Genomic DNA, 26,348 nt, shown 5'->3' with positions numbered 1-26,348 from the left:
TCGCGCGCCAAGGCTCATCCTCGGGTTTGCCAAGCCGCGAACCAGAATCCCGCGCACAGGGTCACTGAACCTGCGAAGATTGCGACCAGAACGGTCCCGTATCCGCCGCTCGCCTGCCAGATGAGCGCAGCAGTCAAGGGTGCCAGCGCCGTCATGATGTTCATCGGCCCGACCAGGGAGCCGTTGACTGCGCCATATCCCTCCCGCGAAATCATCTCCGGCACGGCCATTCCGCGCACGATTGTAATCATCCCGTTCGCAGCGCCGTAAAAGGCCGCCACGGCAGCAATAGTCGTAACCTCCGGAGGTGCGAACGCGAAGCCGATCACAGCGAGCGGGAAGACGACGACGATGATCGAGCCCAGTCTGCGAACTGGTGCCTCGGCTGCGAATGCGCGGACGAGAATGCGCCCGACAACCTGCGCGGGACCGATGACCGCCAGAACGATCACTGTGCCAGCGGAATCCAGCCCTCTCTCAAGCAGCAGCGGGAACAAGTGGTAGGTGAGCGAGGCGAAAGCGGCCGCATAGGATACCCATGCGATCAACAATCCCCAGTATGCAGGCTTCCTCATCGCCGCTGCAACGGCCGACCTGCCGGTCGGCGGCGATTGGCCTTCCGGATCGACGGCACGGATTATGGCATCGCGGGACGGATCGATAGCGAGGAAGTAGAGCCCGCCACAGACAACGACGTTGACCGCCGCCATCGCCAGCAGCGCGCCCCGCCATCCATACCACTCGATGGTCATCTGGATTGCGGGAATGAATACAGTGCTCGCGAAGCCGCCCCACAAGGTGAGTGCCGTGATTCCCTTGCGGGCGTTGAGCGGTCCGACGCGGCGCGCGATCACTGCGAAGGCGGGCTCGTAGAGCGTCGCGGCCTGCATGCATCCCAGTGCCGCCAGGACCAGATAGAACATCGTCAGGCCCTGCACCTGCGACCAAGCCACCATGAGAATCCCTGCCGCCACCGAAGCACCGGCCATCAGGCTACGTCCGTGGCCGCGGTCAATTGCGGCACCGACGGGATATGCGGCCAACCCGGCGAGCAGCATTCCCACCGTCGCGGCACCGTAGAGCGTCGGCTTGGACCATCCCAGATCGGCGCGCATGGCTTCCGCGATCAGGGGGAAACCGTAGAAGAGCGTGCCCCATGAGCAGATTTGCGCAATACCGAGCGCGCTGATGAACCAGCCGGTCGGTTCCGGCACTGGCGCGCCCTTCATGGGCAGCAACCGACCGCATTTTTGGTGCGGGACGGTATTGCGATACTGCAGCCGCAGCCCGACTGACCTGCCGCTTTCGCGGCGGCGTCGTCCGCACAACAAGTATCCACGGCTACGGCGGGTTCACCACAGCACTGCGTGGACGCCGGGTTGTCGGCAGGCACGCCGCAAACCCCGGTTTCGGGCAAGATAAGCCTGACATCGCGTGCCGCCTCGTGATCTCCCACCAGGTCTGCAACCACGGACCGAACCTGCTCATATCCCGTAGTCATTAGAAATGTTGGTGCCCGACCATAGGACTTCGACCCGACGATCGTAAGGCCGAGTTCGGGATGGCGCAGTTCCGCGACCCCATGGGGACGGACGGTTCCGCAGGAATGAACGTTGGGATCGATCAATGGAGCCAGTGCGGGCGGGGCCTCCACGACAGGGTCGAGCCCGATGCGCAGTTCACGCAGCAACGAGAAGTCGGGACGGAACCCGGTCGCGACGACGATCTGATCGACGACGAGGGTATAGGGCTTGCCCCCAAGTATCGCTTCTAACTGCAGCCCATTGCCGATGCGTGCGATACGCTCGGCCGAGAACGGAGCCAACAAGGTAACCCGCCCAGCATCGATTGCCCGTTTTGCGGCCAGACCAAGAGCGCCTCGTTCAGGCAGCTGATCGTTCAATCCGCCGCCAATCAACTTTTCGACGCGATTGCGGCGAAGGGCCCAGAAGATTTCCGTATTCGGAGCGTGATTCTGGAGTTCGACAAGGGACATCGCGGTGCTGATGGCCGAATGGCCGTTTCCGACAATCAGGACCCGGCGTCCGGCATACGCTTGGCGATTCCGCCCAAGCACATCTGGAATTCCGTAGGCGATGCGGTTTGCGTTCTCGAGTTCCCCATCGACCGGGAGCCCATCGACGCCGATCGGATTGGGACGGCTCCACGTACCCGACGCATCGATAACGGCCTGTGCGAGGAACGAACGCGCCCCACCCTGCGAAGTGTAGCGGACGACGAACGGGGCGGCTTCGCGTCCACTGCTGGACATCAGATCGTGGCCGCGCCGCGTTATTCCGGTGACTTCGGAACCCCGGTGAAGGCCCGCGGCGATTGGTGCCGTCAGTGCGATCGGGCGCAGATAGCAGTCGACGATCTCCCGACCGGTGGGATAGGCATCGGGATCAGGATGGACCCAGCCTTCATTTTCCAGCAAACGCTTCGCAGCTTGGTCGATATTGTACCGCCAAGGCGAAAACACCCTCACATGGCCCCACTCAAGCATCGACGCCCCGACATCCTCGCCGCGCTCGAAGATGACCGGTTTCAATCCGCGCTCGACGAGATGGGCAGCGGCCGCAAGCCCGACCGGTCCGGCACCGATGATCGCGACTGGAAAATCCAACATAGCGGCCGTCCTCATTTGGTTATTCTCGAAATTTCGAAATAGCACGGTAAAAAAATTAAGCCTCGGATTTCAATCGTCGCGACGCCAATACCGGAGGACATGATCCATCTGCGCAGCATTCATCCGCCAGATACCCTATCAAAGCCTGCATTGCCGGATATTGCGCGCGACAGATGAGTGTCGTTGCCTGCCGTTCTTGCGTGACCAGACCGGTATCGACAAGCCTCTTGCAGTGATGCGAAAGCGTCGATGCCGGGATCTTGATCTTATCCTGGATGCTGCCTACGGGCAGTCCTTCGGCCCCCGCCCTGACGAGGATCCGGTAGATGTTGAGACGCGTCGGATTGCCGAGCGCCTCCAGTTGCCGTGCTGCTTGATCGAGGTTCATGGCCAAAGCCTATGCGGGCAAAATGGCACCGTCAAATGAATTTCGATTATCATCGAATTAGCATTCGTCAATGCGATCCTTGATTAACCCGCCTAGAAACCTCGGCGGCGGTTTCAACGCGCTCGGAATAACGATCCGTCAGATAGTCGGTACGATCCCGCAAGAGGAGCGTGAACTTCACCAGTTCCTCCATGACGTCGACGATGCGGTTGTAATAGGCAGATGGTTTCATGCGGCCGCTATCGTCGAACTCATTGAAAGCTTTTGCGACCGAGGACTGATTGGGGATGGTAAACATCCGCATCCACCGGCCGAGAACGCGCAGTTGGTTGACCGCGTTGAAGCTCTGCGAGCCGCCGCATACCTGCATGACCGCCAGCGTTCGGCCCTGAGTTGGCCGGACGCCACCCAACGAGAGCGGAAGCCAGTCGATCTGGGCTTTCATTATTCCCGTCATGGAGCCGTGACGTTCGGGCGAGCACCAGACCTGGCCCTCCGACCAAAGTGACAGGTCACGCAGTTCCTTTACCTTGGGATGATCGGGCGAGGTCGAATCCGGGAGCGGTAGTCCGGATGGATTGAAGATCCGAACCTCAGCGCCGAGGCGTCTCAAGATGCGGGCAGCCTCTTCAGTCGCAAGCCGCGAGAAGGATCTCTCACGCAAGGACCCATAGAGCATCAGGATACGAGGGGCATGACTTGATGCTCCCCCGCCGAACAGGGCATCCCGGTCGATGCCCTTGAACTCAGCGGCGGAGATGTTGGGCAGATCGTCAATTTCGATATGGTTGCGGGGCAACACTGATTCCTATTATTCGATATAACTAGAATTATAGATATTCATGCATCGCCGTGCCGTCAACCCCAGCAACTTCCGCGAGGCCATACGTCAGATGGTTGACCCGGCATAACATTTCCCATATTCGGGAAATATGGAAACGAGTCGAGCAGTCTCGCGTTTTGCCGCGTTGGGCCATCCCGGCCGTATGGGGGTATTCCGCCTCCTCATGCGGTTCGTCCCACACGGAATGCGGCCTACGGAGATCGGGGCTGAACTGGGTCTCAAGCCCAACACGTTGTCGCACTACCTTTCCGAACTCTTCGAACAAGGCCTGGTGTCGGTTGAAAGAAGCGGCCGGTCGCTATTCTACTCCGTAGATCTCGCGGCAACCGAGAACCTGGTCCAATTTCTCGTCGACGATTGTTGTCGAGGACGGCCGGATTTGTGCGGACCGATTACGAAAGGGAAGCGGCGGCGATCGGATGACAGGTTGAATGTGCTGTTTCTGTGCTCGGGGAACTCCGCCCGCTCGATCTGCGCGGAAGTGCTTCTGCGCGACATTGGCGGAAAGCGGTTTCGGTCATTCTCGGCCGGCACCTCGCCTACGGGCCGTATCCATTCCGGAACGCTCGCTATCCTTGGCCGCAACGGACACGAAACGTCGGGATTGGCCTCCAAGAGTGTGAGGACGCTGGTCGACGGCCCGCCTATGGACATCGTGCTGACCGTTTGCGACCGCGCGGCAGTCGCGGACAGCATCCCCCACAAAGGTCGACCTGTTGCTTCCTATTGGGGCGTACCGGACCCGGTCGGCCGCCCCGATGAGAACGAGGCTTTCCGGGAAACCTACGCGACACTACGGCGACGAATAGAAGTTTTTTCAGACCTCCCCTTTGACGCGCTCGAAGCGCGTGACCTCCAACGACAACTTGACCGGATCGGAACCCTATCCTCATGACACGCATCGCATTGAACGGTCTTGGCCGGATCGGGAAGCTCGTTCTGAGGGATTTGATCGACAACGGCTCCGGAGGCGACATCGTTCTTCTGAACGATGCAACTGGAGATGCGGAGCAACATGCGCTGCTCATGGAATTCGACAGCATCCACGGAAGATGGCAACGTGAAATCGGCCATGATGCCGACAGCTTGACCTTCGGCGGCAAACGCATTCGCCTCGCTCGCGAACGAACGATCGAGGCGCTTCCACTGGCTGAACTCGGCGTCGACGTGGTGATCGACTGCACTGGCGTATTCAAGACCGCCGCGAAGGTGCAACCATATAGAACCGGCGGTGCGAAGAAGGTGATTGTATCAGCCCCGGTCAAAGACGGCGGCGCACTCAATCTCGTTTACGGAATCAATCATGAGCTCTACGAACCTGACCGCCACTGGCTGGTGACGGCGGCGAGTTGTACGACCAACTGCCTTGCCCCAGTGGTGAAGGTCGTTCACGAAAATCTCGGGATCCGTCACGGATCGATCACGACGATCCACGACGTCACAAACACCCAGACGATAGTTGACCGTCCGGCCAAGGACATGCGGCGCGCCCGCTCCGCCTTGACGAATCTCATTCCGACGACGACCGGCAGCGCAACGGCAATCACGCTTATCTACCCCGAGCTGAAGGGCCGTCTCAACGGCCACGCTGTTCGCGTACCCTTGCTGAACGCTTCACTGACTGATTGCGTCTTCGAGCTTGAGCGAGCCACGACGGCAGAAGAGGTCAATGAATTGTTCAAGGCTGCGGCTAGAGGGCCGCTGAAGAACATCTTGGGCTTCGAAGAGCGTCCCCTTGTAAGCAGCGACTTCACCAACGATCCCCGCTCGGCTGTGATCGACGGCCCATCGACCATGGTGATCAACGGCACGCAGCTTAAAATCTATGCATGGTACGACAATGAATGGGGCTATGCCTGCCGTCTTGCCGATATCGTCCGCATGATAGCGGGTGCGCTGTGAGTGCCACCCGCCCTATGCGCGCCTATGTTGCCGTCACGGCCTCCTACTGGGCATTCATGCTGTCGGACGGCGCATTGCGCATGCTGGTGTTGCTTCATTTCAATGGCCTCGGCTTCACGCCGATCCAGCTCGCCTGGCTGTTCCTCTTATACGAAGTAGCCGGGATCGTGACCAATCTATACGCGGGCTGGCTGGCCGCGCGGTTCGGATTAGCCGCTACGCTCTACGGCGGGCTTGCGTTGCAAATCGCGGCATTGGCGGCGCTTGCGCAACTCGATCCGACATGGAGTGTCGTCGCATCCGTTGTGTTTGTCATGGCAGTCCAAGGTATTTCCGGCGTCGCGAAGGACCTTGCCAAAATGTCCTCGAAATCCGCGGTCAAGCTGCTCGCGCCCCAAGGGGATGGCACGTTATTCCGCTGGGTTGCACTGCTGACCGGCTCGAAGAATGCGGTAAAGGGTCTAGGATTTTTTCTAGGTGCTGCTTTGCTGGCTCTGGCGGGGTTCGAAACGGCCATATGGGGAATGGCCGCGATTTTGCTCGCCATTTTGATTGCGGTCGCCCTCTTCCTGCCGGCAGGGCTGCCCGCCAAGGACAAAGGAGCGAAGTTCTCTGCCTGGCGTTCGCCGGATCAGCGCGTCAACCGACTTTCCCTCGCCCGCATGTTCCTGTTCGCGGCCCGCGACGTCTGGTTCGTGGTTGGCGTGCCGATCTATTTCCAAGCCGTCCTGTCGGACGGCACCGAGGAAGGGCGACGTTGGGCCTTTTTCGTGATCGGTGGCTTCCTCGCTGCGTGGATCATTATATACGGAGCGGTCCAGGCTTCGGCTCCCCGCATTCTGAAGGCCGCGAGTCTCGATGAAAATGCAGTTGCCAGGAAAGCCATCTGGTGGGCCGGTGTGCTGGTTCCTATCCCATTCATTTTGGCTGCGACCGCGTTTGCTTCGGGCAATCCGTCTCCTTGGTTGACGGCCTTCCTTATCGGCGGACTGTTCGTGTTCGGCTTCGTGTTCGCTATCAACTCGGCCGTTCACTCGTTCCTGATCCTCGCCTACGGCGACGCCAGTCGGATCACCCGCGATGTCGGATTCTACTACATGGCTAACGCCGCCGGACGCCTTCTTGGGACGCTTTTGTCTGGCATCAGCTATCAGATGGGCGGACTGACTTTATGCCTGGCAACGGCAGGCACCATGGCGGGCCTAAGCTGGTGGGCGGCTCGGCGATTGGACGTTGATTCCGGGCGGAAAACTGAGCTGGGGGTGGCATAGCAAACGCTGGATTTATGCTGAAGGTAGCTGCAGACGCTACGGTTTGCATTTCCTCGGTTGCCAACGCTACGTCCGCCCATACGGGATAAACAGTTGCAGATTTGGGGACTCGTGCCCTCAGCGCAGACTTAGGTGTTTAAGGGCAGCTTTCGGGACGCCGCCGATGCGAGCTAAATGACCACAATGGGGTCGACTCCTGTCGGTCCACGGGCAGTGTGCGCTGCGCACGCCGGAATGGCTCGGCGGGGTGGGAAGCGGACCAGCAGCTTCAAGGGTCATATTGCAGAAGGCGGACGCCTCACTCACCGAAACAGCGCAACCGGCACTTTGCATAAGCGGATCATCTCCGCTGTCGTGGAACCGATAATCATCGCGCGGATGCGTGAGTGACCGTAAGCTCCCATGACGAGAAGGTCGATGCTGTCGCGATCCACAAAGCCCGAGATCGCTTTTTCAACTTGGCCAGGAACTATTTCGGCCGATGCGTTATGCCCGCCTGCCTTGAGGATGGCCTTCGCGTCCTCCAGCCGCCGACCCAGGTCGGTGCTCTCGCTTCCCACGGTCAGCAGTCGGATATCGAGTCCCGAGAACAGCGGCGCTCGCGCAATATGATCGACCGCCTTCATCGCACTCGGCCCACCATCATAAGCAATGAGAACCTTTTCGATCGGGCGGAATGCTCGTGCGGCGACAAAGACCGGTTTCGTCGCAGATCGCGCGATGCGCTCAAGATTGGAGCCCAGGTGCAATTTGGCGAAATCTGCAGCCTCCCCGCGCTTGCCTATGACGATGCCGCGCGAATCCGACTCGGCTGCCGCGACCTCTTCCAGGAGATCGCCATGGCGAAGCCGTGAAGTTACGTTCTCGACGCCAGCGGAGCGGAGAATTTCTTCGGCGTCTTCGAGGATGGCACGGCCACGCTTCCGAGCCAGCTTGGAACGCTGCTCGTCGAGGCTCGACAGTTCTTCCAGCAGGGCCGTGCGAGCGCCAAGTGCGATCGAGCCGGACAGGTCCGAACTCGCCGTTTCCCTCCGGCCGAGAACGTGTAGGAGTTCGATGGGCGCACCAGTGCGCCGCGAAATCCAAGCGGCGTTGTCGCAAACGCTCTTGGAATAGATCGAGCCGTCGATCAGGGCGATGAGTTTTTCGGTCATTCGTATGTCCCTTTCCTCAATGCGCCATCAGTTTGTCGAGCGCGCCGGGCTTGTCGTGAATGGCGAGCTGGTCGACGATGGTCTCGCTCGCCGCATTCATGCCGACGATTTCCACCTCGGCTCCATCCCGGCGGAACTTCAGTACCGCCATGTCGAGCGCGGCCACGCTGGAAATGTCCCAGATATGCGCGCCCGACACGTCGATGGTGACCTTTTCGAGCACCTCCTTGAAATCGAAAGCGGCCATAAAATCTTCCGCCGATGCGAAAAAGAGCTGGCCTTCGACGACGTAGATCCGATGACGCGCGTCGGCGCTGAGGCTGGATGAGACGCGAAAGAGCTGCGCGATCTTCCAGGCAAAGAAGATGCCTGACAGAAGAACGCCGTTCAGCACGCCATAGGCCAGATTGTGGGTGACGACGACGGTGACGACCGTCGCCAGCATGACGATGGAGGAGGACCGGGGATGATCCCTCAGGTTGAGGATCGAAGACCATGAAAATGTGCCGATCGAAACCATGATCATAATCGCCACGAGCGCAGCCATCGGAATCCGACTTACGAGATCGCCCAGAACCAGGATCATGAACAGGAGGAAGACGCCAGCGGCAAAGGTCGACAGTCGTCCGCGTCCGCCCGACTTCACGTTGATGATCGACTGACCGATCATCGCGCAGCCGGCCATGCCGCCGATGAAGCCAGTCGCCGTGTTGGCGATGCCCTGGCCGATGCATTCCTGATGCCGGTCCGATGGCGTGTCGGTGAGGTCATCAACGATCTGTGCCGTCATCAAGGATTCGAGTAGGCCCACGACGGCGACCGCTGCCGAATAGGGCAAGATGATCAGCAAGGTATCGACGGTCAGTGGAATGTCCGGGATCAGGAAGATGGGAAGAGTGGACGGCAACTCGCCCATGTCACCGACCGTGCGGACGTCGAAGCCGAACAGGATGGCGACCGAGGTTAGGACGATGATGCAGACGAGTGGCGACGGGACCGCCTTTGTCACATAGGGAAAGAGATAGATGATCACGAGGCCGGCTGCGACCATCACATAGGTCAGGTTCGGCACGCCGACGAGTTCGGGAATCTGCGCCATGAAGATCAGGATCGCCAAGGCGTTGACGAAGCCTGTCAACACCGAGCGCGAAACGAAGCGCATTACCGAGCCCAGTCTCAGGAAGCCTGCGGCGATCTGCAGAAGCCCCGCTAGCACCGTTGCGGCGAGCAGATATTCCAGGCCGTGATCGCGGACCAGCGTGATCATGAGAACGGCGGTTGCGGCTGTTGCTGCCGAGATCATGCCGGGGCGACCGCCCACGAAGGCGATGAGGACGGCGATCGAGAAGGAGGCATAAAGGCCGACCTTGGGATCAACGCCGGCGATGATCGAAAATGCGATGGCTTCGGGAATGAGCGCAAGTGCAACGACCAGCCCGGAGAGCAGGTCACCGCGCACATTCCCGAACCATTGCGCGCGGTAAGCGGACAAGGAGGTCATGAAGTTCCAGATGAGAAAAACCAAACCAGCGGCCCTGACATAGGAGGGTCGCACCGGGAGAACGGTATTTGATTCAGTTGTCCGGCGGATCGGCGGCCGGAAGAGCCACCCGGATTTGCACCGGGTCCTGATGGATGGCGCTCTTTAGCCTATGACCAAGGAAACACGCAACACCCGCGTGGCGGGCCGTGAAGCGAGAGGTCTGCTGTCGGTTGACGGTAACGTTGTCGGCTATGTCGCGAAGGGGGTCGCTTCCAGCCAAACAGCTATGCGTCCCCTTCGTGAGCTGCGAACGGCTAGACCGGGGTGGTTTTTTGCTTGCCCGCTTCTGGACGATCAATCTGGTAAAACGGTCGTTCATTCGCCCCCGAATCTGGGCAGCAACACGCCCCAGTAGAGGTCTACTTGGTGGTTGCCTCGGGAATGAAGCCGACCCGATCACCGGGTTCGGCTTCATTTCCGGCAAACCACTCGTAGTGGATAGCGGCGGCCACACTGGCAGGCGGCTCCTTGTTCTCTACGATGATGACCTGCACGTCCTGCGCAGTTTTGGTGAGTGACACCCAGAATGCTGCCTCGACGCCCGTGCTCACTGTGCTGTCAGAACCCTCCACATCCCTCGCACCCCGCCGCTTATAGCTGGTCAATGGCGAGTCGATGACCACGAACCCTGGATGGGGGAGACACTTCTTGTGACAGTAGCGAACCAACGCGATTACGAAGGCTGAATACAAGACAGCTCGGAAGCCCTTCCCGTGCGACTGTCGAGTTTGCCCATCGACCTTGATGTCGAAATTCTTCTCGTCAAACTCGACGCGGCCTTCGCCTTCCCATTTCCATTCTTTCAGAACCGCTTCGACTTCCTTGCAGAATGCCAGCAAGGATGTTCCGGGCAGGCTTTCCCATTGTATTTTGGTCTTGCCCTTACCAGTGTTGCTCTGCTCGATTTCTGCTTTGAGCGCGCGTAAGGTCTCGACTTGGTCGCTCGTGTTGCGGGCAGATTCCAACTCGAGCCGCCGCACATTGAGGCGGCGAAGCTGCGCAGTGCTGTTCGTGACAGCGGGTTGCAAAATGTTGGCCAGTCCGCGTTCGGCAGCTCCATAGGCAGCTAGCGCATTCGCCCTTTCCGCGTCGCGCGCTTCGCGCCGCCGTTCCAAGCTGCCAATCGCGTCTTCAAGGTCATCGCGCTGGGCAAGTATTTTCGCGGCTTCCGCTCTGGCGGCCGCATAGATGCCCGCACTGGCCTGCGCAGCCTTATGGGCATGCTCGTCGTCCATATTCTGCCCGCAGAGCGGACAGGTGACGGTCTGCAAGCCATCGAAATAGTGCGCGCCTTCTGCGACGAAGTCCAAACGGCTCAGGTCGGACGCATAATGCTCGCTGAGGAGATGGTAGCGCGTCAGCAACTGATCAATCGCCAACACTTGAGTTTCGGCTTTGGCTCTTACGTCCCTTGCGGTGTCGCGCTCATTTAGCAACGTCGCGCGTTCCGTCTCTATGGCGGCAAGCTCGTCGAAGACCTTGGCGATTTTATCATCGATTTTCTCGATGGAATCCTCTGTCTGATCGGTCGGCGTAGCTTGAAGCTGTTGCTCTAACGGCATCAATAAATCATCGATCAGCGCGACTTGGGCATTCAGTCGAGCCGTGACGATCGCCTTCTTTTCACTGGCGACGACACTGGAGTCGTCCTTGCCAGAGAGCATGTAGGCGAACATGCGCTTCCTCGCCGTCTCATCGAACCCTGCCCGTCCAAGAACGGGTGACTGCTCTTCGATTACGGAGACTTCGTCGACAATTATCGTCGGCAAGAATGTGCGGATGGTGAGCCGCTGCACCTTCCCATCGTTATCCTTGCGGAGCACTGCTTCCTTGATGCCCGCGAATGGAAACAGAGCCGATGTTACATCATTGGCTTTACTTGTACCGTGTCGCCGGTAGGCAATCGTCTCACCATCTCCGTCGATGGCGTCGATCTGGGAACGATGCGCCTTAAGATCGCCGCCGGAAAGGCTGCGTATCAAGGTGAGATAGTCGCCTGCAGTGTTCTGAAATTCGACTTTCAGTTCGTCATATGGTTCAGCTTGCGGGATTCGTTTTTTCAGCTCCTCGGCCCCGAAAATGTAATCGAGGCAATGAAGCAGATAGCTTTTGCCGGTGTCCGATTCACCCGCAATGACATTTGGGCCGGCGCCGAATTTGACCGAGGCATCTTCGACATTTGGTCCGCTGAGGCGTATTTCCCTGATCTGGAGCATTACAGTTCCAAATCCTTAATCGCCGTCAGGCGGTCAAATTCCGCGCCCCAGCGGCCGACGTTCTCGTTCATGTAACTTTCAAGCATCTCGTCCGTGTAAGTCGCAAAGTGTGAAACCACCCAGGCCGCCCGCGCCCGCAGCGAAGATGCATAGGCGGATACGAGCAATTTTAGGAACGGGCCTGTGAGCGCAGTGGCACCATAGCAAATGCCGGTGTGTTCAAACTTCTTCTCCAAAAGCTCCTTGGCGAACATTGCGTCGAGACCCGCAAGTACGAGTTGGCGCTTCACCAATAGCTCACCCCCTCTAAACGGCACGGCGGGGTGAAGGCTCACCGGGCCGCCCTCCACGTCGCCGGAATGGACGAGAAGATAGTCGTAGGAAACCAGACGCCGGAGATCGAAGGCTTCGCCCTTGGCTTCATCGAGCGCGAAAAGAAGCCGTAACCCCGACTCTATCGGGGTGTTGAAGGGTCGTGCATGTTGATCCGGCACGCTCATTTGTCGCACCAGCGGACTTGCCCTTCGTTCGCCATCTGATGGCACATACCTTCTCGGTCGTTCGGGAGAACGTGAGGCTCAAGCGCGTGTTTGCTGAGTTGTATATTCTGAGATGCTTTAACGGTCTGGATCAGTCGCGGATAGCCGTCAGGCTCGCTCGTATGCCAGTGGTACAGGCCATCGTGAAGCTCCTTCAGGAGGGTATCAAAGAACGTAATGTCAGCCATCTGATCCCGGGCCAGCTCTTTGAGGCCCTCGGCGTGATAGAAGGTCAGGCGCGATCGATCGAACAATCGGCGATGCTTTTCCGAATGCAGGAAATCGGTCAGATTTTTCACGGTGTGGCCGACGTCGGCTGAAATCACTTCCATGAGTTGCGTGACATATTCGTTCTCGCCTGGTGCCACGTCGGATGGCGGCTCGGGCGGCTTCGGGCGCTCGATCAGCGGCGCTCCGAAAACAGTCAGATGATATTTCGTTTGGGCGTGTTCGTTCAGAAGGGTCAGCGGCTGCTTCGCACGGAAAGCTGTGAAAGGGACGCTTTCGATGTAAGCCTTTAGTTCAGCCGTCAACTCGACGGGCTGTTTGCGAATTTTGCTCCGACAATGCTCGTTCCAGTTATCAATGATGAACGTTCGGAGATGCTCCGGCTTATCCAGCAGATCCTGGAACGGCGAGGTGACTCCCTTGTGAGTTACGAAGTGATACTCATCCGGAAAGGTGTAGTCGCCTCGGTGGCTGTAAAACAGCACTTTGCCGATTTCTGCCGCCGCTGTACCAGCCCCCAACGCTGAGCCGTAGTGTTTACACTGATAGAGCGTCCATCTGCGGACCGGGACGGTGTTTGGATCATGCCAAGCGATGACATCGCGGCCCTTGTCGCCTGCACCCCCGCGCTGTTGCACCTCGACGATTTCTTTCCTTTTGACGGCCAGATAATCGGACGCCCATTCCAGGGTGAAGCGTTCGAACTCCGCAGCGCTGAAATTTGCGAGACGGCCGAGTGCCGATATTGGCAATCCAACGCCTAGACCGAGTAGGCGTGCGTTCGCACCCGGCCACGGCGTGGGCGATTTTAACTCCTTAATTTGGCTGGCTGTCTGGTCGTTTTTACTTTTCGTCACATAGCCCCCGACCAAATAATGCCTTCGTAAGCCGCTTTTAGCCAGAGGTTTGATGTCCGACGCGCCACCTTAACTGACGACCGTCTTCGGGGTGCCGCCGTAACGCCGTCGATCTGGCTCTCGGTCAACGCTGCCAAGGGCAAGGCCGCCCTGCACCTGTCGCGCGAGATTGGTGTCCAATACAAGACCGCCTGGGTGCTCCTAATGAAACTTCGCGAGGCCGTTGCCGCTCGTCGCGAAGGAATGGTGCTGGACGGGATTGTCGAGATTGACGGCAAGTACGCGGGCGGTCATTCGAGGGCGAACCGCCGGCTCGGGCGATCTAATATCGTGACCTTCGCGATTCATCCGAAGAAGATCGGCAACGGCCCCTCTTTGGTTGGCTTGGTCACAATGGCTTCGACGTGAAAGGTCGTCGATTTGACACATCCGCCCGCGGGCCGAGGGAGCGCTATGGGACCAATCTCGTCGCGCTAGCTGTCGATGCGATGGCACTCGCACGCGTTGGAGACACGGTCGCGATCATGGCGTCAGACATAAAGCTCGCGCCTGTTAAAGGCGCTGCGAGCATCTGGCGTGAAGGTCGTATTGCTTTCTACTAGAGAAGCGAGTGCTGCCATTGCAGCATCGAGCGATTTGATCGATATCGCAGACCGCTTTTTAGAGCTCGCGGACGTCGGCGAGCGAGTGCAGTGACAAACCAGTTTGAGAAACGTGGTGCGTATCACAAGGAATGATCGCAGCGACCGTGGCCCGCGCTCTGACATTGCCTATGCGACCGTTGTATGTCCGTTCTCGTCGTCTACAGCAGGACACCTGCGGATATCCGCGGCTCGATAAAGTTCTCTCCTGCAAAATGCGCGCCCAAAAGCAAGCTGACGCTATAGCCACCGAACGAATGACCGGCCGCCGCGATACGCCGATGATCGAGACGCCCTGCGATTGGGGTCGGAGGCCGCGGTCCGATGATCCATTCGCTCGAACAGCCGAGTGGGGTTGGAGAACAGACTCGGTGGTCTGAACGAAACACTCCTTGGAGCTCTCGCCTAAGAATGCCTGAAGCTGTAGCTGTTCATCCCCCTAGCTCAAATTGCCAACATGGCAGCCGCTACGGCACGTCGGGTTGACGGATCGCAGCTTTCTAAAAGAGACCAGACCGCCCCTCCGCTCATCTCGTTCGCCAACCACACATAATCAGCTGCGGCGAGAGCTGAACATAGTATCGCAAGCTCACTTGCCGAAAATTTACCAGATAAGGCTCTCACGCGGTCAACGAAATCGTCTCGCCTCCCCGCAAGCAGGGACTGACGGTAATCGACCCAATCAACACATTGCGAAACATCTAAGTCTATCGCTCGTTTCAGAACATCATGCACAACTTTCGAATCTTTGAATAATGCAAAGTCCACGCCGGCCCCCAATCGATTCCAAAAACTCGCCACAAGATAATCAACTGCGTTCAATCGATGTCTACAAGCGCATCGTGAGCTTCAATCTCTCTCCGCATCTCGCTGGATCGCTTGTAGAATTCCACTAATGCGCGCCGACCGCCCATTTCGACTACAACGGCGATAAGTTTACGATGAGCCGCAGACAGTATTTCAACAGTTCGCTCAAGTTCCCTGATGCGGCAATCTCGCTTTACGATCTGCGCGGCCAACACCTTTTTCCCCGAGCGGCTATCACTTTCAAACGCACTGACGCGAGCGCGTAGCTCTGTCTGGCGTGACTGATACTCGCTCAGCAATTGCATTCTCCAGGTAGACCTGGTCACAGATGAAGGCTGGATTCCGAGCGCTTTCGCCAACGACCTTGCGGAGATGAGCTCGTTTCTGTCGAGCAAGCTCGACAATATGACCCGAACCTGGTCAGTTTCACTTTTCGAGATCACTTAGGATACCTGCTGCGGCGGCTGAAACCGCTATAGAAGACCGGTCTGGGCCCTCGGGAAATATCTGTGCGCCCGGCGCGGCGTCAATTGCGATCCGCACGTTCTTCAGCTTCTGCTGGGTAGTCTTCAGTTGGTTTGCCCATCCCACAGATTCAGACGGCTTGGCCAGAATTGCTTTCTCAGCTACCTGTAGCTGGCGTTCGATGTTGAGAAAGTTCTCTTGATGCTTAGGATCGGAGGATTTCTCAAGATTGCGGCATGCATTGAAACACTCCAAATGTCTCGGGCATGGATCAACCAGAAAGGATGCGCCGCAATACCCATATGGCGTAGCATGGAAGCCGGATGCTTCAGCCGCAAGGTATTCAAGTGCCGCTAGTTCGCCGTGCTTCGCATGGATGTGATAAAACTCGCGAACCAAGCGACCGGAAATGCGCCCCGTTAATATAAGTTTTAGGCTTTCTTGAGCTGGCGCGGGGAGCATGCTTGCAACATCTTCCGGAAGGGATAGTTTCTGCAGTTGTTCGCGGAGGCTGCGGTGATCGTAGGCGTAGCTCTGCTGTACAGACTCTCTTCCAAACTGCTTCGTTATTATGGCGTCAGATACGCCATCGCGAAAGTATTCAGTGTTAAGCAGATGCCGAAATGAATGCGTTTTGGATAAAGATAACTCCTCCATGCCCTCGCCGCGGCCGTAACGGGTAAAGACGTTGTTCCTGTGCCCGCCCAGAAAGCGCCGTATCTCCTGAGCCGAGGTGGGGCCAACGGAAAAGCATCGCTCGACATCTATAACCCTATTGTTTCGTTGCTCGAGCAATGCGTCGCTTGGCTGAAGGAACAGAAGATCATGTTGTGGCAAAAGCTGGCCGCCACCCAATGAAAATGGCGTTTGGTCGGGAATTTTTGTGGGCATAGCGATCTTCATCGCCTCTTCGAGCTCGCCCACAATCACGTAAGCTTCATTCCACTTCACAGGCCCTTCCCAGTTGCTCCCATCGGCCCGCCGCGCAGGAAAAAGTTGGCCGTGCTTTCCCTCTGCGTGAAGGCCAAACTGATAGAAATATTGGCGGACGTTATTGCTAAGCTTTACTTCGACGGTGCGTTGTGATTGGCGCAGTTTTCCCAAAAAAGCTACATCCCACCCTTCACGGTACTGACCTACTACATCGCTTGGCAATTCTGCCGATACCCTTAAGTCACCACTCAGTATGGGAAATATTTCCGCGACGTGAACGATCTGGTTAACGCCGTACATCGGAAGAAGACGTTTTGTCTCGTATTGTCTGCGAAGCGTCGCGCGTAGTGGAGCGGTAAGCCGCATCGCGTGCTCAATAGTTTCATTGAGCTCATCTCGGAAGTGCTCCGGCAGGGGATATACCCTCTCCTGCAGAACTGAGCTGTCCTGGTTTTTGCGCTGATGCTTTTCGACGAAGTATCGTAGGCCGTATGATGTCCCCACGCCGCCTTGGTCCTGCATTGACAGTCCGTCGCGCCACACATGTTGGTGCTCAACCCAGCAGTCGTGCGGGAGGAGGCAAACCTCAGTTATACGCAGGCCGGTCATAACCAGAATCTTGGTTTGGCAGAAGCGGAGCGAATCTGTGAAGCTTCGCGGTTTCTCCTCGCCTAGTATTCGAATCAGTTCCCAAAATGCCTTACTCTCGGGAAGTTTTCCCACGTCCCACCGATCATCGAGCGCGGCGTCTTTGATCTGTACTTTGCCGCCAATCGTGGGGGGCGAGCCGACAATCGAGGTGCGTGGCTTTCCGTCTAAGGCAATGTTGAGTATGGGCGAGAAACGGCTGATGCCCTTGCCGTCGAATATATCCGCGATCGTCGTCTCAAAGTTTGCCCTGAAGTTTGTTCCCAGGGATTGGAAAACAGCAAGAGCTTGTCGCACATGTTCTGCAGAAAGATCGTAAGGCGCGACTTGCGGGCAGCACGTTGCGAGCCGTCGAAGAGGGAGTAGACGTCGGTCCTGCACCGTTGAAGGTAAATTGCGCCGGACTGCAATCCAATCGATGACCGTTGCCTTGAATAGTTCCGTCCAAGCTGGATGCAGGTTGCAGTCATAGGCACCTAGTTTGTGTTTGAGGATGTCGACGACTTTGACGTCCGCACCCCATTGTCGAATCCGCCCCTTGTATGTTCGCGGAACATCGCAAGCCGTTTCAATATCCCAAATGTCCAACGCATCCGCGTGGCCCTTTTCATCAAGCTCGAACTGCCAGCGTAGCCCAAGTGCACCCGCGTGGACTTGCATCGCCTTGATGAACCAAGAAAACCGATCCGCGGCGGCGTTCACGAGCCGGCCTCTCTATTTCGTAGGTAGTCTATTACCTCACCAAGTGCCTCCATGGTGTGCCTGAGTTGTCCAAACGAACTCCCAACACCTCGTTCGGAGGTCTCAAAAAAATCTCTTATGATAGGCACTAATGTTTCGCGAACTTCGAGATGAACTCGCAGGTCGTTCGCTGGAATGAACTGGAAGCAACCATAGCAGGAAAACACGGGATTAAGCGTGCAGCGGGACTGGCCAATGCGGCATCCCCCGATACCTGATATTGGTGTACCGTGAACCGTTCCCCCGACCTGAGAATCTGCGCTTGCCTTGCGCAACTCATCGACCGTAATAGTTACCCATCGCCTCTTAACCTTGGTGTATATCGGAGACGAGCCCAGCGCGGCATTCAATCGTTCGGCTTGCATGGGACTGTGGCTGAAGTAGATATTTGCGGTTCTAAGTGAACTGTGGCCTAAAAACTCTGTGACCTCTGCGTGGCTTGCTCCGCTATCGACCAGCCTCTGTGCCGCAGCATGACGCAAATTTGTTGCACTTATGGAGCGTCCGGTAATGCGTTGGGTCGCAGCCTTGATAAGTTCGCTGATCTCCTGAGGGTTCAGTCCTAGAAGCGAATTTGGCACAGCGCCGTCATGGATTCTGAACGCTGCACTCGCTCGAAGCTCACGCAAAGCAATAAAGATATTGCACCACTCCCGCCTTACACTTCGCACCAGTCCTTTGCTTAATCCTGGGGTTCGTTGCTTCTCAGAGTGGTAGCGAAGTTTAACGTGCACATCAGTTTTAGAAGATATTTCGACCACGGTTAAGTCGGGGACAGTCAACTTAGCCTGTTGGATAGGACGCATGCCATGCGTATAAGTTGCTATAAGAATACAGCTTTCGATGACATCGTAGTGTTCTGGATGACGCGCTGATTCATCGAGATGGTGAATAATATTCCGCTCATCTTCTCCTGACATTCTAAACCGGCCAGATAGTACCGACTGGTAGCCAACACTCTCAGCATGTGGAAGATCTCTCAATAATCGGTCGAAATCGTAATCTACCGATACCTGACCCGACTGGGAGAGGAACCGATACCACATCTTGAGCGACCTCACGCTGGTGCGATGACGATCAAATATAGGCCGTATTTCGTGCGTCCATGCTCTGGTGAACTCGTTTCGTGACATTATCACTGGAGCAAAACAAGCAATCTTGCAGATGCGACTCATCTTAATAAGATCGCTTAAATTGCCGTATACGGTCGCAGGTGCAAAACGCTGCAAGCCCCACATCGCAAATAACTGGAAAAGTCTAGCAAGATCAGATTCTAAGCTGCCGAAATCCACGGTCGTTCGCACGCCATTAATATCGACATTCCATGTCTTAGCTGCTGGATCCGTGATGTACTTTGTCTGATTGTCGTACCTGTCATGATAGGAGTATTCTCCCGTGTGCGCGTGCAGTGACAGAATTCCTTCGAAGACGTGGTGCGGGACGAGATTCATATTCTGTTGCCTTCGTAGCTATTGCGGGCAGATTCGATGGCACGTTCCATCCGTTCGCTAGATAGTTCGGTGAGTTCGCCTTCAAAATAGGCTCGAGCATAATGCTGTGGCATATCAGAGTTCTTTGACCAGCCATAGAATACACGAAGGTCTTCGATTGCTTCCTGCATGCTCTTGCCTTCCGATATAAGTCTCTTCATCCGAAGCACGGCTGACGTGTGTCGAAAATCATGAGGAGATAATGTCGCTTACCGCATGTCTCGTGAATTATTGATCGAGACCTGGCGCACAGGCAATTCGAAAGGACGGCAAAAACCAGATTTAGACTTGGCAAGGCAAGCGGCTTTTCTTGACTCGAGTTCAATAGAAAAGAGTGTTCCGGCTTGCCGCGGAAGTCACTCCGGTAGGCGTTGACCGTCTGGAGAAGCGCGCGGCTTATTGGTAAGACACGTCGGGACGTTTTGGTTTTCAGGGACGGCCGCGTTGAGCGCTCGTCTCGTTCATAATGATTGCTATCAATGGTTATCCAGCGACGGCGTTGCCCTGATTGTGCGTCGAATTGCTCTTTGATCGCATCGACCGGTAACATGGCCATTTCGCCCCGGCGCAAACCAAGCTCATACGCCATGAGCACGATTGTGAAGTTTCTGAATGCGGTTGCTTCAGTTCGAAACGGGTTCATCTCGGACGTGGGGTCGATGATCGAAAAGACTTCATCAATGACCGAATCCGGTATGGAGCGCGGTCGAAACGCCCGCGTGCCGTTTCCCAGCTTCATCTTTCCAAACGCTCGAATGCGCGAGAGACGGCGCTGATAGACCTCGTTCTCGAGGAGATGGGCTGGTGAAGAGGCTTCAACACTCGAAACTATAAATTCTATCGCGTACTTCCATCTTCTTTTGTTGTCGACATGTCGGTCTTGCGCAGAAGTGCTCAACTCGAAGTACCATGCCTCCAAGGTGTCAGATATTCGGTTTATTTCTTGTCGGCTGATGAGGTCGTCAAGGCAATCTTCTTTTGTTCGCTTCTCGAAAGCCCGGTAGACACTGTCTATCGCTCGTAGCCGTGCAGTCTTTGTGGACGACGAGATTGCTCCCCAAGTCATCATATGGCCCGTGGCAAACACCCGGGGCAGTCTGTAGGCATCGACAAGCATATGCCCCGTCAGAGACTGTGGAACCGCTTTGTCTCGGAGCTGAGTCAGCATGATAATATCCGGGCACCGATGCTTTTAGATATATTCTCTGGACGCCAATAAGATGCGCGATCCACTTTATGGAATATTACGATTCCACCGATGTCAATGTAAAAATCTCTATACCGACGACATATACTTCTAGTATACTATTAGATGGTGAGCCTGTTGGTCTAATTGTCTATGAGATAATTAGACCCGCTGGACTTGGTGAGTCGTGATCGGACTAAGCGCCGCGGCCCTACGGCAAGGCAGCAGGGCTTTCGCCATTACAGGGAAAAGATCAGCGGGAGGACACGAGATTCGGCTACGCGAGAGACGACGTGGAACTTGGAGTTCGCCGGGTTAGCCTTTCAGCCGAGATGTGTAGCCAATGCAGGGCTTTAGGTCAGTACGTGATATACAAAGACACCTGATGCGCTTCAATGGGGTGCATCGGGCAGCTGCACTCGAGAAATGCAACACAAACTGTGCGAAGGCTCTGCAACACCCAGGCGGAGAATATCTGCTGAACGCCTGCAGAATAGCCAATATGGATGCAACGAGCTCCGTAGCTAGACGCTTGGGAATGGCCTGACCGGGCTTTTGCACCACCGTATGATGGAAGGCCGCGGATGACCGCGGCCTTTTTCACATCGCGGCGCGGCCGTGGCGCAGATTCGCCACGATGCCTTCCAGCGGCTCGGGACGGTGCAGGAAGAAACCCTGCCCGTATCTGATTCCAAGGCCGCACAGTAGCGCCAGCGTTTCGTCGTCCTCGATCTTCTCGGCCACCACCGTCAGCCCGATCGCCTTGGCGACATCGTTGATGGCGCGCACGATCGCCTGGTCGAAGGCGGAGCCGGCAAGGTTTTCGACGAAATCGCCATTGATCTTGATGCTGTCGACGGGGAAGCGGCGCAGATAGTCGAACGAGCTCAAGCCCGAGCCGAAATCGTCGAGGCTGACCCGGCAATGGCGCTCGCGCGCGGCGTGGACGAAGCGCTCGGCGGCCTGGAAATTGGTGACCGCGGCCGTTTCCGTGATTTCGAAGACGAGGTTGGAATGGCTCACCTGCGCCGCCTCGACCTCGCGGTCGACGAATTCCCACAGGCCGGGATCGCTCAGCGTCTGTGCCGACAGGTTGAACCCCAGGACGAGTTGTCCCGGGCCGCGCATGGCGTGGCCGTGGCGCTCCAGCGCGGTGCGGACGATCCATCGGTCGAGCCGCGCCGCCATGCCGAAGCGTTCGGCGGCGGGGATGAAGGCGGCGGGCGGGATCAGCCTGCCATTGCGGTCCTGCAGGCGGGCCAGCACCTCGCAGCGGTGCGAGGTGCTCCACGGTTCGCCGAGAATGTGGATCTGCTGGCCATAGAGCAGAAGCCGGCTGTTCTCCATCGCATCGATCGTCTCCGACAGGATGCGGGCCGCCGTCAGGCCCGACGTCGATGCGCCGGCGCCCTCGCCGAACGCGACGCAGCGATTGCGGCCGGAGGCCTTGGCGGCGTAGCAGGCGTCGTCGGCGCGGGCGAGCGCATCGGCCTGCGAGATCGAGGCGTCGCAGATCAGGGCGTAGCCGATACTGGCGCCGAGCTTGGGCGAGCCGGCATCCTCGCCGAAACTGGTGCCAGCGATGCGGTCGAGAATTTCGCGTGCGAGGGTTGCCGGGTCCTCGCCGGAAGTGACCGGGCAGATGATGGCGAATTCGTCGCCGCCCAGCCGCGCCGCTATCGCGCCGTCGGGCAGGGCATCGGCGATGATGCCGCCGATGATCTGCAAGGCGCGGTCGCCGGCCGCATGGCCGGCGAAGTCGTTGAGCGCCTTGAAATAATCGAGGTCGAGATAGTGGATCGCGAAATGCCGTTCGGCCGCGGATTCCAGCGCGCGGGCAAGCTCGACGTCGAAGGCGCTGCGGTTCAACAGGCCGGTGAGCTGGTCGTGCCGGGCGGCGCGGGCGAGCGCCTCTTCGCGCAGGCATGCTTCGGTCACGTCGCGCACGGTGCCGACGAACTGGCCGGCCCCGCCAAATTCCGCGACGAAACAGACCAGCGTCTCCAGATGGCGGATTTCGCCGTCGGCGCGGATCATGCGGTAGCGCAACTGCACGGTCTCGCCGGTCTCGCGCGGCATCATGTGCTCGCGCTCGGCCCGCTTGCGATCCTGCGGATGGAGCTGCGAGCTCCATTGATCGAGCGAAACCTCTCCGTCGATCGCCGGCAGCCCGAAGATGCCGTGGGTGCGCGCGTCCCAGAAACTGGTGCGGGTCTCGAAATCATGGTGCCAGATGCCGGTGCCGCTGGCCGCGAGCGCGAGCCGGAACCGGGCGTTGATCTGGGCGAGGCCGTCCTCGGCCTGCTTGCGCCGCGTGATGTCGGTCTGCACGCCGACGACGCGGCGCGGCTTGCCCGACGCGTCCCAGGCGACGGTTCCGCCGCGGTCGAGCACCCAGACCCAGTGCCCGTCCTTGTGGCGCAGGCGCATTTCCGTGTCGATGCGTTCGGTCAGCCCGGCGACGTGGCGTTCACCGCTGGCGACGGCCTGGTCGTAGTCGTCGGGATGGAGCAGCGTCAGCCACAGATCCGGGTCATCGGGCAGCTCGCCGGGCTCGTAGCCCAGCATGCGCGACCAGCTCGGCGAATAGTAGCAGCCGCCGGTGGCCAGATCGGCGTCCCAGACGCCGAGCCCCGCACGGTCGATCGCATGCGCCCAAAGGTCGCCGCGCGCGCCATCCTTGTCCTCTTCGCCTGCCATGCCCCGTCTCGACCGAATTTGCCCCGTCAAATGACGCTGGACCACAAAGCGAGAAGAATCCGTTAAGTGGCGGGCGCCGCCTGCGGCGTGCCGGGGTCCGCGCAGGTCTCGACATTGAACGCGTCGCCCGCGATTCGGTCCTGTACGGTCAGCGACAGCGCCTGGAGGTCGACGTCTCGTCCGCCCAGTTTCTCGATCGCCGCGATGGTCAATTCGGGCGCCACCCAGTCGGGCTTGTGGCCGAGATTTCGCACCCAGACGCCCTCGGCGCGCGGGATGTCGCGGATCAGTCCGGCGGCGTGGATCTCCTCGAAGACGACGGTGTCGCGGTCACCCGAAACGACGATGGTCGGAGCATCGATTTCGCCATAGCGCGGCGCGGCGATCTCCGCATGGGCATAGAGCCCCGCGACGTCGATGGCGTTGGCGCGGAAGGTGGCGGGGCGCAGCAGAAGCTGGATGGCGGCCTCGTCGACATAGGTTTCCGACAAGGCGTTGGGCGAGAAGACGCATTGCGAGGCGCCGCGCATGCGGCTCCAGGCGCCGGGCAGCGCCAGCGTCTCGACGAACAGCCGACCGAGGAGCGGCCGTGCCGCCAGGTCGTAATACCAGGACGTCTCGCCGCCCGGCCAGGGGTGGCTTGCCGGCGCCAGCAGCACGAGCCCGCGCACCTTCTGCGGATGGTCGAGCGCCAGCGACGTCGCCACCGCCGCGCCGAACGAGTGCGCGACGACGATGGCGTCTTCGATGTCGAGTTCGTCCATCAGCGCGGCGATGGTCGCCGCCTGGCCGAACGGCGTCTCGTTGTTGCCCGGCCCGCGCGCCGACCAGCCATGTCCCGGCCGGTCGAGGAACAGGAGTTCGGCGCGGCCTTCCAGCGCACCGCGCACCGGGATCATCTGGTCGAGCAGGTTTCCGCTCGCGCCGTGGATGAAGAGCACCGGCGGCAGGTCGGCCTCGCCCTCGGGCCGAAGGTGCAGATGGTGCATCCGCGTTTCGTTGACCGTGGTGAAGGTGCCGATCGGCGGGTTGCGCCGCTCGATCAGCCATGCGCCGACGCGGGTGACGCCGACGAAGACCAGGAGCAGGGCGATCAGGAAAGCCGCGGCGGCGGTCAGGAGGTTCATGCGGGACGGGGACCTCGGTGAGACGCGCGGCTGCGGAAAAGCTCGATGGCTCAGATGCCTTCGCCGGTCAGCTCGTCGGCGAGCGTGCCGACCTGCTCCTGCGCGTTGCGCATCATTGGATAGACATCTAGCACGCGCTCATAGGCCTTCAAGGCCGGTTCCTTGCGGCCCGAGCGCTGCAGAATCCGCGCCATGCCGGCCAGCGCGCCGAAATGGCGCGGCTCGAGCCGAAGCGTGCGGTCGATGTCCGACATGGAGAGCGCGTAGTTGTCCATCATGAAATGGACGGTGGCGCGCCGGTTCCAGCCCTCGGCATAATCGGGCGAAAGCGTCACCACCTGGTCGAGAAGGTCGAGCGCGGCGTCGAACTTGCGCGCCTGCATGGCCGCTGCGGCCCATTGCATCAGGAGGTCGATCGAGCGGCTGCCCGAGCGGGTCCATTCGCGCTGGATGCGGCTGGCTATGCGCGCTGCCGCCGCTTCGTTGCCGCTGCGCTTCAGATCGTGGAACAGCTCGTCGATGGAGGGCTTTTCGGAGCGCTCGACGGCGGGGGCTGCGGCCTCTTCCGCCGGTTCGGCCGCCTGGGCGGAGCCGGTGAGAAGGAGAATCGCGATCGCGCATGGCAAAACGTTCCGCATGCAAGGCATGGTATGCCCGACATGCGGAACGTCAAACTGAATTGTCCGTGAGGCGGCGAGCGCCGCCTCGGACGTCATCGATCGCAGCCCCGAACGGGACCGCCTGCGATCAGCCCTGGCGCGCCTTGAAGCGCGGGTTGGACTTGTTGATGATGTAGACGCGGCCCTTGCGACGCACGAGGCGATTTTCGCGGTGACGGCCCTTGAGCGCCTTGAGCGAGTTCTTGATCTTCATCGGTCTGCCCGTTTTTCTTATTGCCCTTGATCGGGCGTCAAATGACACGACGCGCCACGAGGACGCGCCTGAAATCGTTGCGCTGGCTCATACCGGAGGAGCAGGCGGGCTGTCAACCGGAGTCGAGAGGGGTGTCCTGAGAAGGGTGGTGGTTTAGGGGTGGAAGGCGGACTGGCGGCATTGGGCCGCTTGGCTGTGCAAGCGGACGATTGTTGACGTCTGTCAGGACTATGTCACTCCGAAGAGCCGGCCTTCTAGTTCTTGCTTTGTAGGGACCCGCCCGTCACGGATGAATTTGATAAGAACCTTTCTGAGCAGCTCAAACGTTGCAAGCAGATCGTCCCCGTCATGCTTGGGAGCGCCGTGAGCAGCCGCAGAGCGCTTGTCATACAGCGCAGCGATACGTTTTTGGGCATCTTGTCGCTCCCCGCCTGGGGGCGAGGTGTAGCTCGCAATGAGAGCTGACACGCGGAAACGAAGCTCCGCTGTGGAAGGGGAGAAGAGGGCTTCAAGGGCCCCCCAAAGCGAAATAAGGGTCAGTGCGGTGTTATCAATGAACTGCCCCGTTTCCATCGCGTAAGCTGCGAGGCGAAACTCCGGGCTCCCCCGCATAAGTCTCAGAGTAGTCTCGAGATGTGCCGCCACCCAGTCAAGGCTTTTGAGTACGCCAGAAGTGTCGGCGGGTGAAAGCGCAAAAACTCTGCGTCGAAACTGAAATGGCACGATGTGTGCCGCCGCGTCCGGCGCCTCTCTGATGGTCGCAAATGACATGTTTGCGCCCGCGATCATTGTGATCGACGGATCGCTCCAGAGCCGCAGTAGGAAGGTGATGGTGGACGCGATTTCGATCCGTTCGTCGAGCGTATCTGCCGCGGCTTTCGGAACGGTCAGCTGTGCATTGATATCCTGACCAAATCCTCCACGTGCCGTTTTCCAAGGCGCTGGATGGTAACCACCTGGACCGGGCGGCGCGAATGCCATGACCATCGGAGCCATCAAATGCGCGAAAGTTCGCTCGAGCACCACTCCTCGGGGAAACTCAACGCGCGTTCCCTGCATATCTGGGCCGCTGAGGCCCACGAACAAATCACCTGCACCAATTTCGTTTGTGTCGCTTGTCATGTGACCTTTACGGGCAACTTGCCACTAACGAAGTCTGGCACTTT

24 protein-coding genes, 1 pseudogene and 1 other annotated feature are annotated in these 26,348 nt (G+C 58.6%); of the genes and pseudogenes, 4 read left to right on the top strand and 21 right to left on the bottom strand.

The window, feature by feature from the left end:
- Positions 1-14: 14 nt before the first annotated feature.
- The 4 genes from ALII_RS0110755 to arsH form a co-directional block, all read right to left on the bottom strand.
- The gene (locus ALII_RS0110755; RefSeq protein WP_029660412.1) at positions 15-1,229 is read right to left on the bottom strand and encodes an MFS transporter; all 1,215 of its coding nucleotides are present in this window, start codon (positions 1,227-1,229) and stop codon (positions 15-17) included.
- Complete coding sequence (locus ALII_RS21970; protein WP_024587322.1) at positions 1,226-2,629, bottom strand: FAD-dependent oxidoreductase; 1,404 nt, start codon at positions 2,627-2,629, stop codon at positions 1,226-1,228. The genes ALII_RS0110755 and ALII_RS21970 overlap by 4 nt, the downstream gene beginning before the upstream one ends.
- A gap of 55 nt (positions 2,630-2,684) precedes the next feature.
- Positions 2,685-3,017 carry a metalloregulator ArsR/SmtB family transcription factor gene (locus ALII_RS0110745; RefSeq protein WP_024587321.1) on the bottom strand — a complete coding sequence of 111 codons (333 nt, stop codon included), beginning with the start codon at positions 3,015-3,017 and terminating at the stop codon, positions 2,685-2,687.
- 67 nt (positions 3,018-3,084) lie between these two features.
- Positions 3,085-3,816, bottom strand: coding sequence for an arsenical resistance protein ArsH (arsH, locus tag ALII_RS0110740; RefSeq protein ID WP_256483952.1), 732 nt, complete (start codon positions 3,814-3,816; stop codon positions 3,085-3,087).
- A 478-nt stretch (positions 3,817-4,294) separates the two neighbouring features.
- On the opposite strand from arsH, the gene ALII_RS23105 reads away from it, so the two are divergent.
- Genes ALII_RS23105 through arsJ form a run of 3 tightly spaced genes read left to right on the top strand, consistent with a single transcriptional unit; the run spans position 4,295 to position 7,034 of the window.
- The gene (locus ALII_RS23105) at positions 4,295-4,756 is read left to right on the top strand and encodes an arsenate reductase ArsC (RefSeq protein ID WP_244437420.1); all 462 of its coding nucleotides are present in this window, start codon (positions 4,295-4,297) and stop codon (positions 4,754-4,756) included.
- Positions 4,753-5,763, top strand: a complete 1,011-nt coding sequence (locus ALII_RS0110730; RefSeq protein ID WP_024587318.1) for an ArsJ-associated glyceraldehyde-3-phosphate dehydrogenase — start codon at positions 4,753-4,755, stop codon at positions 5,761-5,763. Before ALII_RS23105 ends, ALII_RS0110730 begins: the two co-directional genes overlap by 4 nt.
- Positions 5,764-5,777: 14 nt before the next feature.
- Positions 5,778-7,034, top strand: a complete 1,257-nt coding sequence (arsJ, locus tag ALII_RS0110725; protein ID WP_029660409.1) for an organoarsenical effux MFS transporter ArsJ — start codon at positions 5,778-5,780, stop codon at positions 7,032-7,034.
- 302 nt (positions 7,035-7,336) lie between these two features.
- On the opposite strand, the gene ALII_RS0110720 is transcribed toward arsJ, so the two are convergent.
- From ALII_RS0110720 to ALII_RS0110700, 5 genes are all read right to left on the bottom strand, one after another.
- Entirely contained in the window at positions 7,337-8,188 is an 852-nt protein-coding gene (locus ALII_RS0110720; RefSeq protein WP_024587316.1) for a universal stress protein, read from the bottom strand.
- Between the two features lie 16 nt (positions 8,189-8,204).
- Positions 8,205-9,689, bottom strand: a complete 1,485-nt coding sequence (locus ALII_RS0110715) for a SulP family inorganic anion transporter (protein ID WP_024587315.1) — start codon at positions 9,687-9,689, stop codon at positions 8,205-8,207.
- A gap of 75 nt (positions 9,690-9,764) precedes the next feature.
- Positions 9,765-9,820 (bottom strand) — a sequence feature (sul1 is cis-regulatory element that is thought to sense ions involved in sulfur or methionine metabolism; They are found in Alphaproteobacteria).
- A 270-nt stretch (positions 9,821-10,090) separates the two neighbouring features.
- Positions 10,091-11,947, bottom strand: coding sequence for a hypothetical protein (locus tag ALII_RS0110710; RefSeq protein WP_024587314.1), 1,857 nt, complete (start codon positions 11,945-11,947; stop codon positions 10,091-10,093).
- Positions 11,947-12,447, bottom strand: coding sequence for an ABC-three component system middle component 2 (locus ALII_RS0110705; protein ID WP_035449686.1), 501 nt, complete (start codon positions 12,445-12,447; stop codon positions 11,947-11,949). Before ALII_RS0110705 ends, ALII_RS0110710 begins: the two co-directional genes overlap by 1 nt.
- Positions 12,444-13,571 (bottom strand): ABC-three component system protein, encoded by a 1,128-nt coding sequence (locus tag ALII_RS0110700; RefSeq protein WP_024587312.1) that lies wholly within the window; start codon positions 13,569-13,571, stop codon positions 12,444-12,446. The genes ALII_RS0110705 and ALII_RS0110700 overlap by 4 nt, the downstream gene beginning before the upstream one ends.
- Positions 13,572-13,775: 204 nt before the next feature.
- Between ALII_RS0110700 and ALII_RS22365 the strand changes: the two genes are divergently transcribed.
- Positions 13,776-13,979 (top strand): hypothetical protein, encoded by a 204-nt coding sequence (locus tag ALII_RS22365; protein ID WP_152529591.1) that lies wholly within the window; start codon positions 13,776-13,778, stop codon positions 13,977-13,979.
- Between the two features lie 397 nt (positions 13,980-14,376).
- Here the strand turns inward: ALII_RS22365 and ALII_RS23100 are convergent.
- The 12 genes and pseudogenes from ALII_RS23100 to ALII_RS21635 all read right to left on the bottom strand — a co-directional run.
- Positions 14,377-14,514 (bottom strand): annotated as a pseudogene (locus ALII_RS23100) (dienelactone hydrolase); the annotation flags it as partial.
- A 142-nt stretch (positions 14,515-14,656) separates the two neighbouring features.
- Positions 14,657-15,034, bottom strand: coding sequence for a hypothetical protein (locus tag ALII_RS22355; protein ID WP_152529590.1), 378 nt, complete (start codon positions 15,032-15,034; stop codon positions 14,657-14,659).
- Positions 15,031-15,318, bottom strand: a complete 288-nt coding sequence (locus ALII_RS21190; protein WP_152529589.1) for a hypothetical protein — start codon at positions 15,316-15,318, stop codon at positions 15,031-15,033. Before ALII_RS21190 ends, ALII_RS22355 begins: the two co-directional genes overlap by 4 nt.
- 127 nt (positions 15,319-15,445) lie before the next feature.
- The gene (locus tag ALII_RS0110685; protein ID WP_152529588.1) at positions 15,446-17,767 is read right to left on the bottom strand and encodes a hypothetical protein; all 2,322 of its coding nucleotides are present in this window, start codon (positions 17,765-17,767) and stop codon (positions 15,446-15,448) included.
- Entirely contained in the window at positions 17,764-19,257 is a 1,494-nt protein-coding gene (locus ALII_RS21955) for a tyrosine-type recombinase/integrase (RefSeq protein ID WP_081718966.1), read from the bottom strand. Before ALII_RS21955 ends, ALII_RS0110685 begins: the two co-directional genes overlap by 4 nt.
- On the bottom strand, positions 19,254-19,427 hold the full coding sequence (locus ALII_RS22685) for a hypothetical protein (RefSeq protein WP_161632256.1): 174 nt from the start codon (positions 19,425-19,427) through the stop codon (positions 19,254-19,256). The genes ALII_RS21955 and ALII_RS22685 overlap by 4 nt, the downstream gene beginning before the upstream one ends.
- 26 nt (positions 19,428-19,453) lie before the next feature.
- A complete protein-coding gene (locus ALII_RS0110670) occupies positions 19,454-20,464 on the bottom strand; it encodes a hypothetical protein (RefSeq protein ID WP_024587309.1) in 1,011 nt (336 codons plus the stop codon).
- 618 nt (positions 20,465-21,082) lie between these two features.
- Positions 21,083-23,182, bottom strand: coding sequence for an EAL domain-containing protein (locus tag ALII_RS0110665; protein WP_024587308.1), 2,100 nt, complete (start codon positions 23,180-23,182; stop codon positions 21,083-21,085).
- 62 nt (positions 23,183-23,244) lie between these two features.
- Complete coding sequence (locus ALII_RS0110660; RefSeq protein WP_024587307.1) at positions 23,245-24,309, bottom strand: alpha/beta hydrolase; 1,065 nt, start codon at positions 24,307-24,309, stop codon at positions 23,245-23,247.
- Positions 24,310-24,359: 50 nt separating this feature from the next.
- Positions 24,360-24,947 carry a tetratricopeptide repeat protein gene (locus ALII_RS0110655; RefSeq protein ID WP_024587306.1) on the bottom strand — a complete coding sequence of 196 codons (588 nt, stop codon included), beginning with the start codon at positions 24,945-24,947 and terminating at the stop codon, positions 24,360-24,362.
- 109 nt (positions 24,948-25,056) lie between these two features.
- Positions 25,057-25,182 carry a type B 50S ribosomal protein L36 gene (gene ykgO, locus ALII_RS0110650; RefSeq protein WP_024587305.1) on the bottom strand — a complete coding sequence of 42 codons (126 nt, stop codon included), beginning with the start codon at positions 25,180-25,182 and terminating at the stop codon, positions 25,057-25,059.
- Between the two features lie 228 nt (positions 25,183-25,410).
- A complete protein-coding gene (locus ALII_RS21635; protein WP_051375833.1) occupies positions 25,411-26,304 on the bottom strand; it encodes a HEPN domain-containing protein in 894 nt (297 codons plus the stop codon).
- Between the last annotated feature and the right edge of the window lie 44 nt (positions 26,305-26,348).

The sequence above is a fragment of the Aliihoeflea sp. 2WW genome (assembly GCF_000497755.1).
Lineage (GTDB): Bacteria > Pseudomonadota > Alphaproteobacteria > Rhizobiales > Rhizobiaceae > Aliihoeflea.
This window is presented reverse-complemented; position numbering and strand designations above follow the sequence as displayed.

What these genes read in the sequence shown, in the direction of transcription:
- ykgO (WP_024587305.1), bottom strand. Translation starts at nt 25,182, where the DNA reads ATGAAGATCAAGAACTCGCTCAAGGCGCTCAAGGGCCGTCACCGCGAA.
- ALII_RS0110670 (WP_024587309.1), bottom strand. Translation starts at nt 20,464, where the DNA reads ATGCTGACTCAGCTCCGAGACAAAGCGGTTCCACAGTCTCTGACGGGG.
- ALII_RS0110660 (WP_024587307.1), bottom strand. Translation starts at nt 24,309, where the DNA reads ATGAACCTCCTGACCGCCGCCGCGGCTTTCCTGATCGCCCTGCTCCTG.
- ALII_RS0110730 (WP_024587318.1), top strand. Translation starts at nt 4,753, where the DNA reads ATGACACGCATCGCATTGAACGGTCTTGGCCGGATCGGGAAGCTCGTT.
- ALII_RS21635 (WP_051375833.1), bottom strand. Translation starts at nt 26,304, where the DNA reads ATGACAAGCGACACAAACGAAATTGGTGCAGGTGATTTGTTCGTGGGC.
- ALII_RS0110755 (WP_029660412.1), bottom strand. Translation starts at nt 1,229, where the DNA reads ATGAAGGGCGCGCCAGTGCCGGAACCGACCGGCTGGTTCATCAGCGCG.
- ALII_RS0110710 (WP_024587314.1), bottom strand. Translation starts at nt 11,947, where the DNA reads ATGCTCCAGATCAGGGAAATACGCCTCAGCGGACCAAATGTCGAAGAT.
- arsJ (WP_029660409.1), top strand. Translation starts at nt 5,778, where the DNA reads ATGCGCGCCTATGTTGCCGTCACGGCCTCCTACTGGGCATTCATGCTG.
- ALII_RS0110720 (WP_024587316.1), bottom strand. Translation starts at nt 8,188, where the DNA reads ATGACCGAAAAACTCATCGCCCTGATCGACGGCTCGATCTATTCCAAG.
- ALII_RS21970 (WP_024587322.1), bottom strand. Translation starts at nt 2,629, where the DNA reads ATGTTGGATTTTCCAGTCGCGATCATCGGTGCCGGACCGGTCGGGCTT.
- ALII_RS22365 (WP_152529591.1), top strand. Translation starts at nt 13,776, where the DNA reads ATGAAACTTCGCGAGGCCGTTGCCGCTCGTCGCGAAGGAATGGTGCTG.
- ALII_RS0110655 (WP_024587306.1), bottom strand. Translation starts at nt 24,947, where the DNA reads ATGCGGAACGTTTTGCCATGCGCGATCGCGATTCTCCTTCTCACCGGC.
- ALII_RS22685 (WP_161632256.1), bottom strand. Translation starts at nt 19,427, where the DNA reads ATGCAGGAAGCAATCGAAGACCTTCGTGTATTCTATGGCTGGTCAAAG.
- ALII_RS0110745 (WP_024587321.1), bottom strand. Translation starts at nt 3,017, where the DNA reads ATGAACCTCGATCAAGCAGCACGGCAACTGGAGGCGCTCGGCAATCCG.
- ALII_RS0110715 (WP_024587315.1), bottom strand. Translation starts at nt 9,689, where the DNA reads ATGACCTCCTTGTCCGCTTACCGCGCGCAATGGTTCGGGAATGTGCGC.
- ALII_RS0110665 (WP_024587308.1), bottom strand. Translation starts at nt 23,182, where the DNA reads ATGGCAGGCGAAGAGGACAAGGATGGCGCGCGCGGCGACCTTTGGGCG.
- ALII_RS21955 (WP_081718966.1), bottom strand. Translation starts at nt 19,257, where the DNA reads ATGAATCTCGTCCCGCACCACGTCTTCGAAGGAATTCTGTCACTGCAC.
- ALII_RS0110705 (WP_035449686.1), bottom strand. Translation starts at nt 12,447, where the DNA reads ATGAGCGTGCCGGATCAACATGCACGACCCTTCAACACCCCGATAGAG.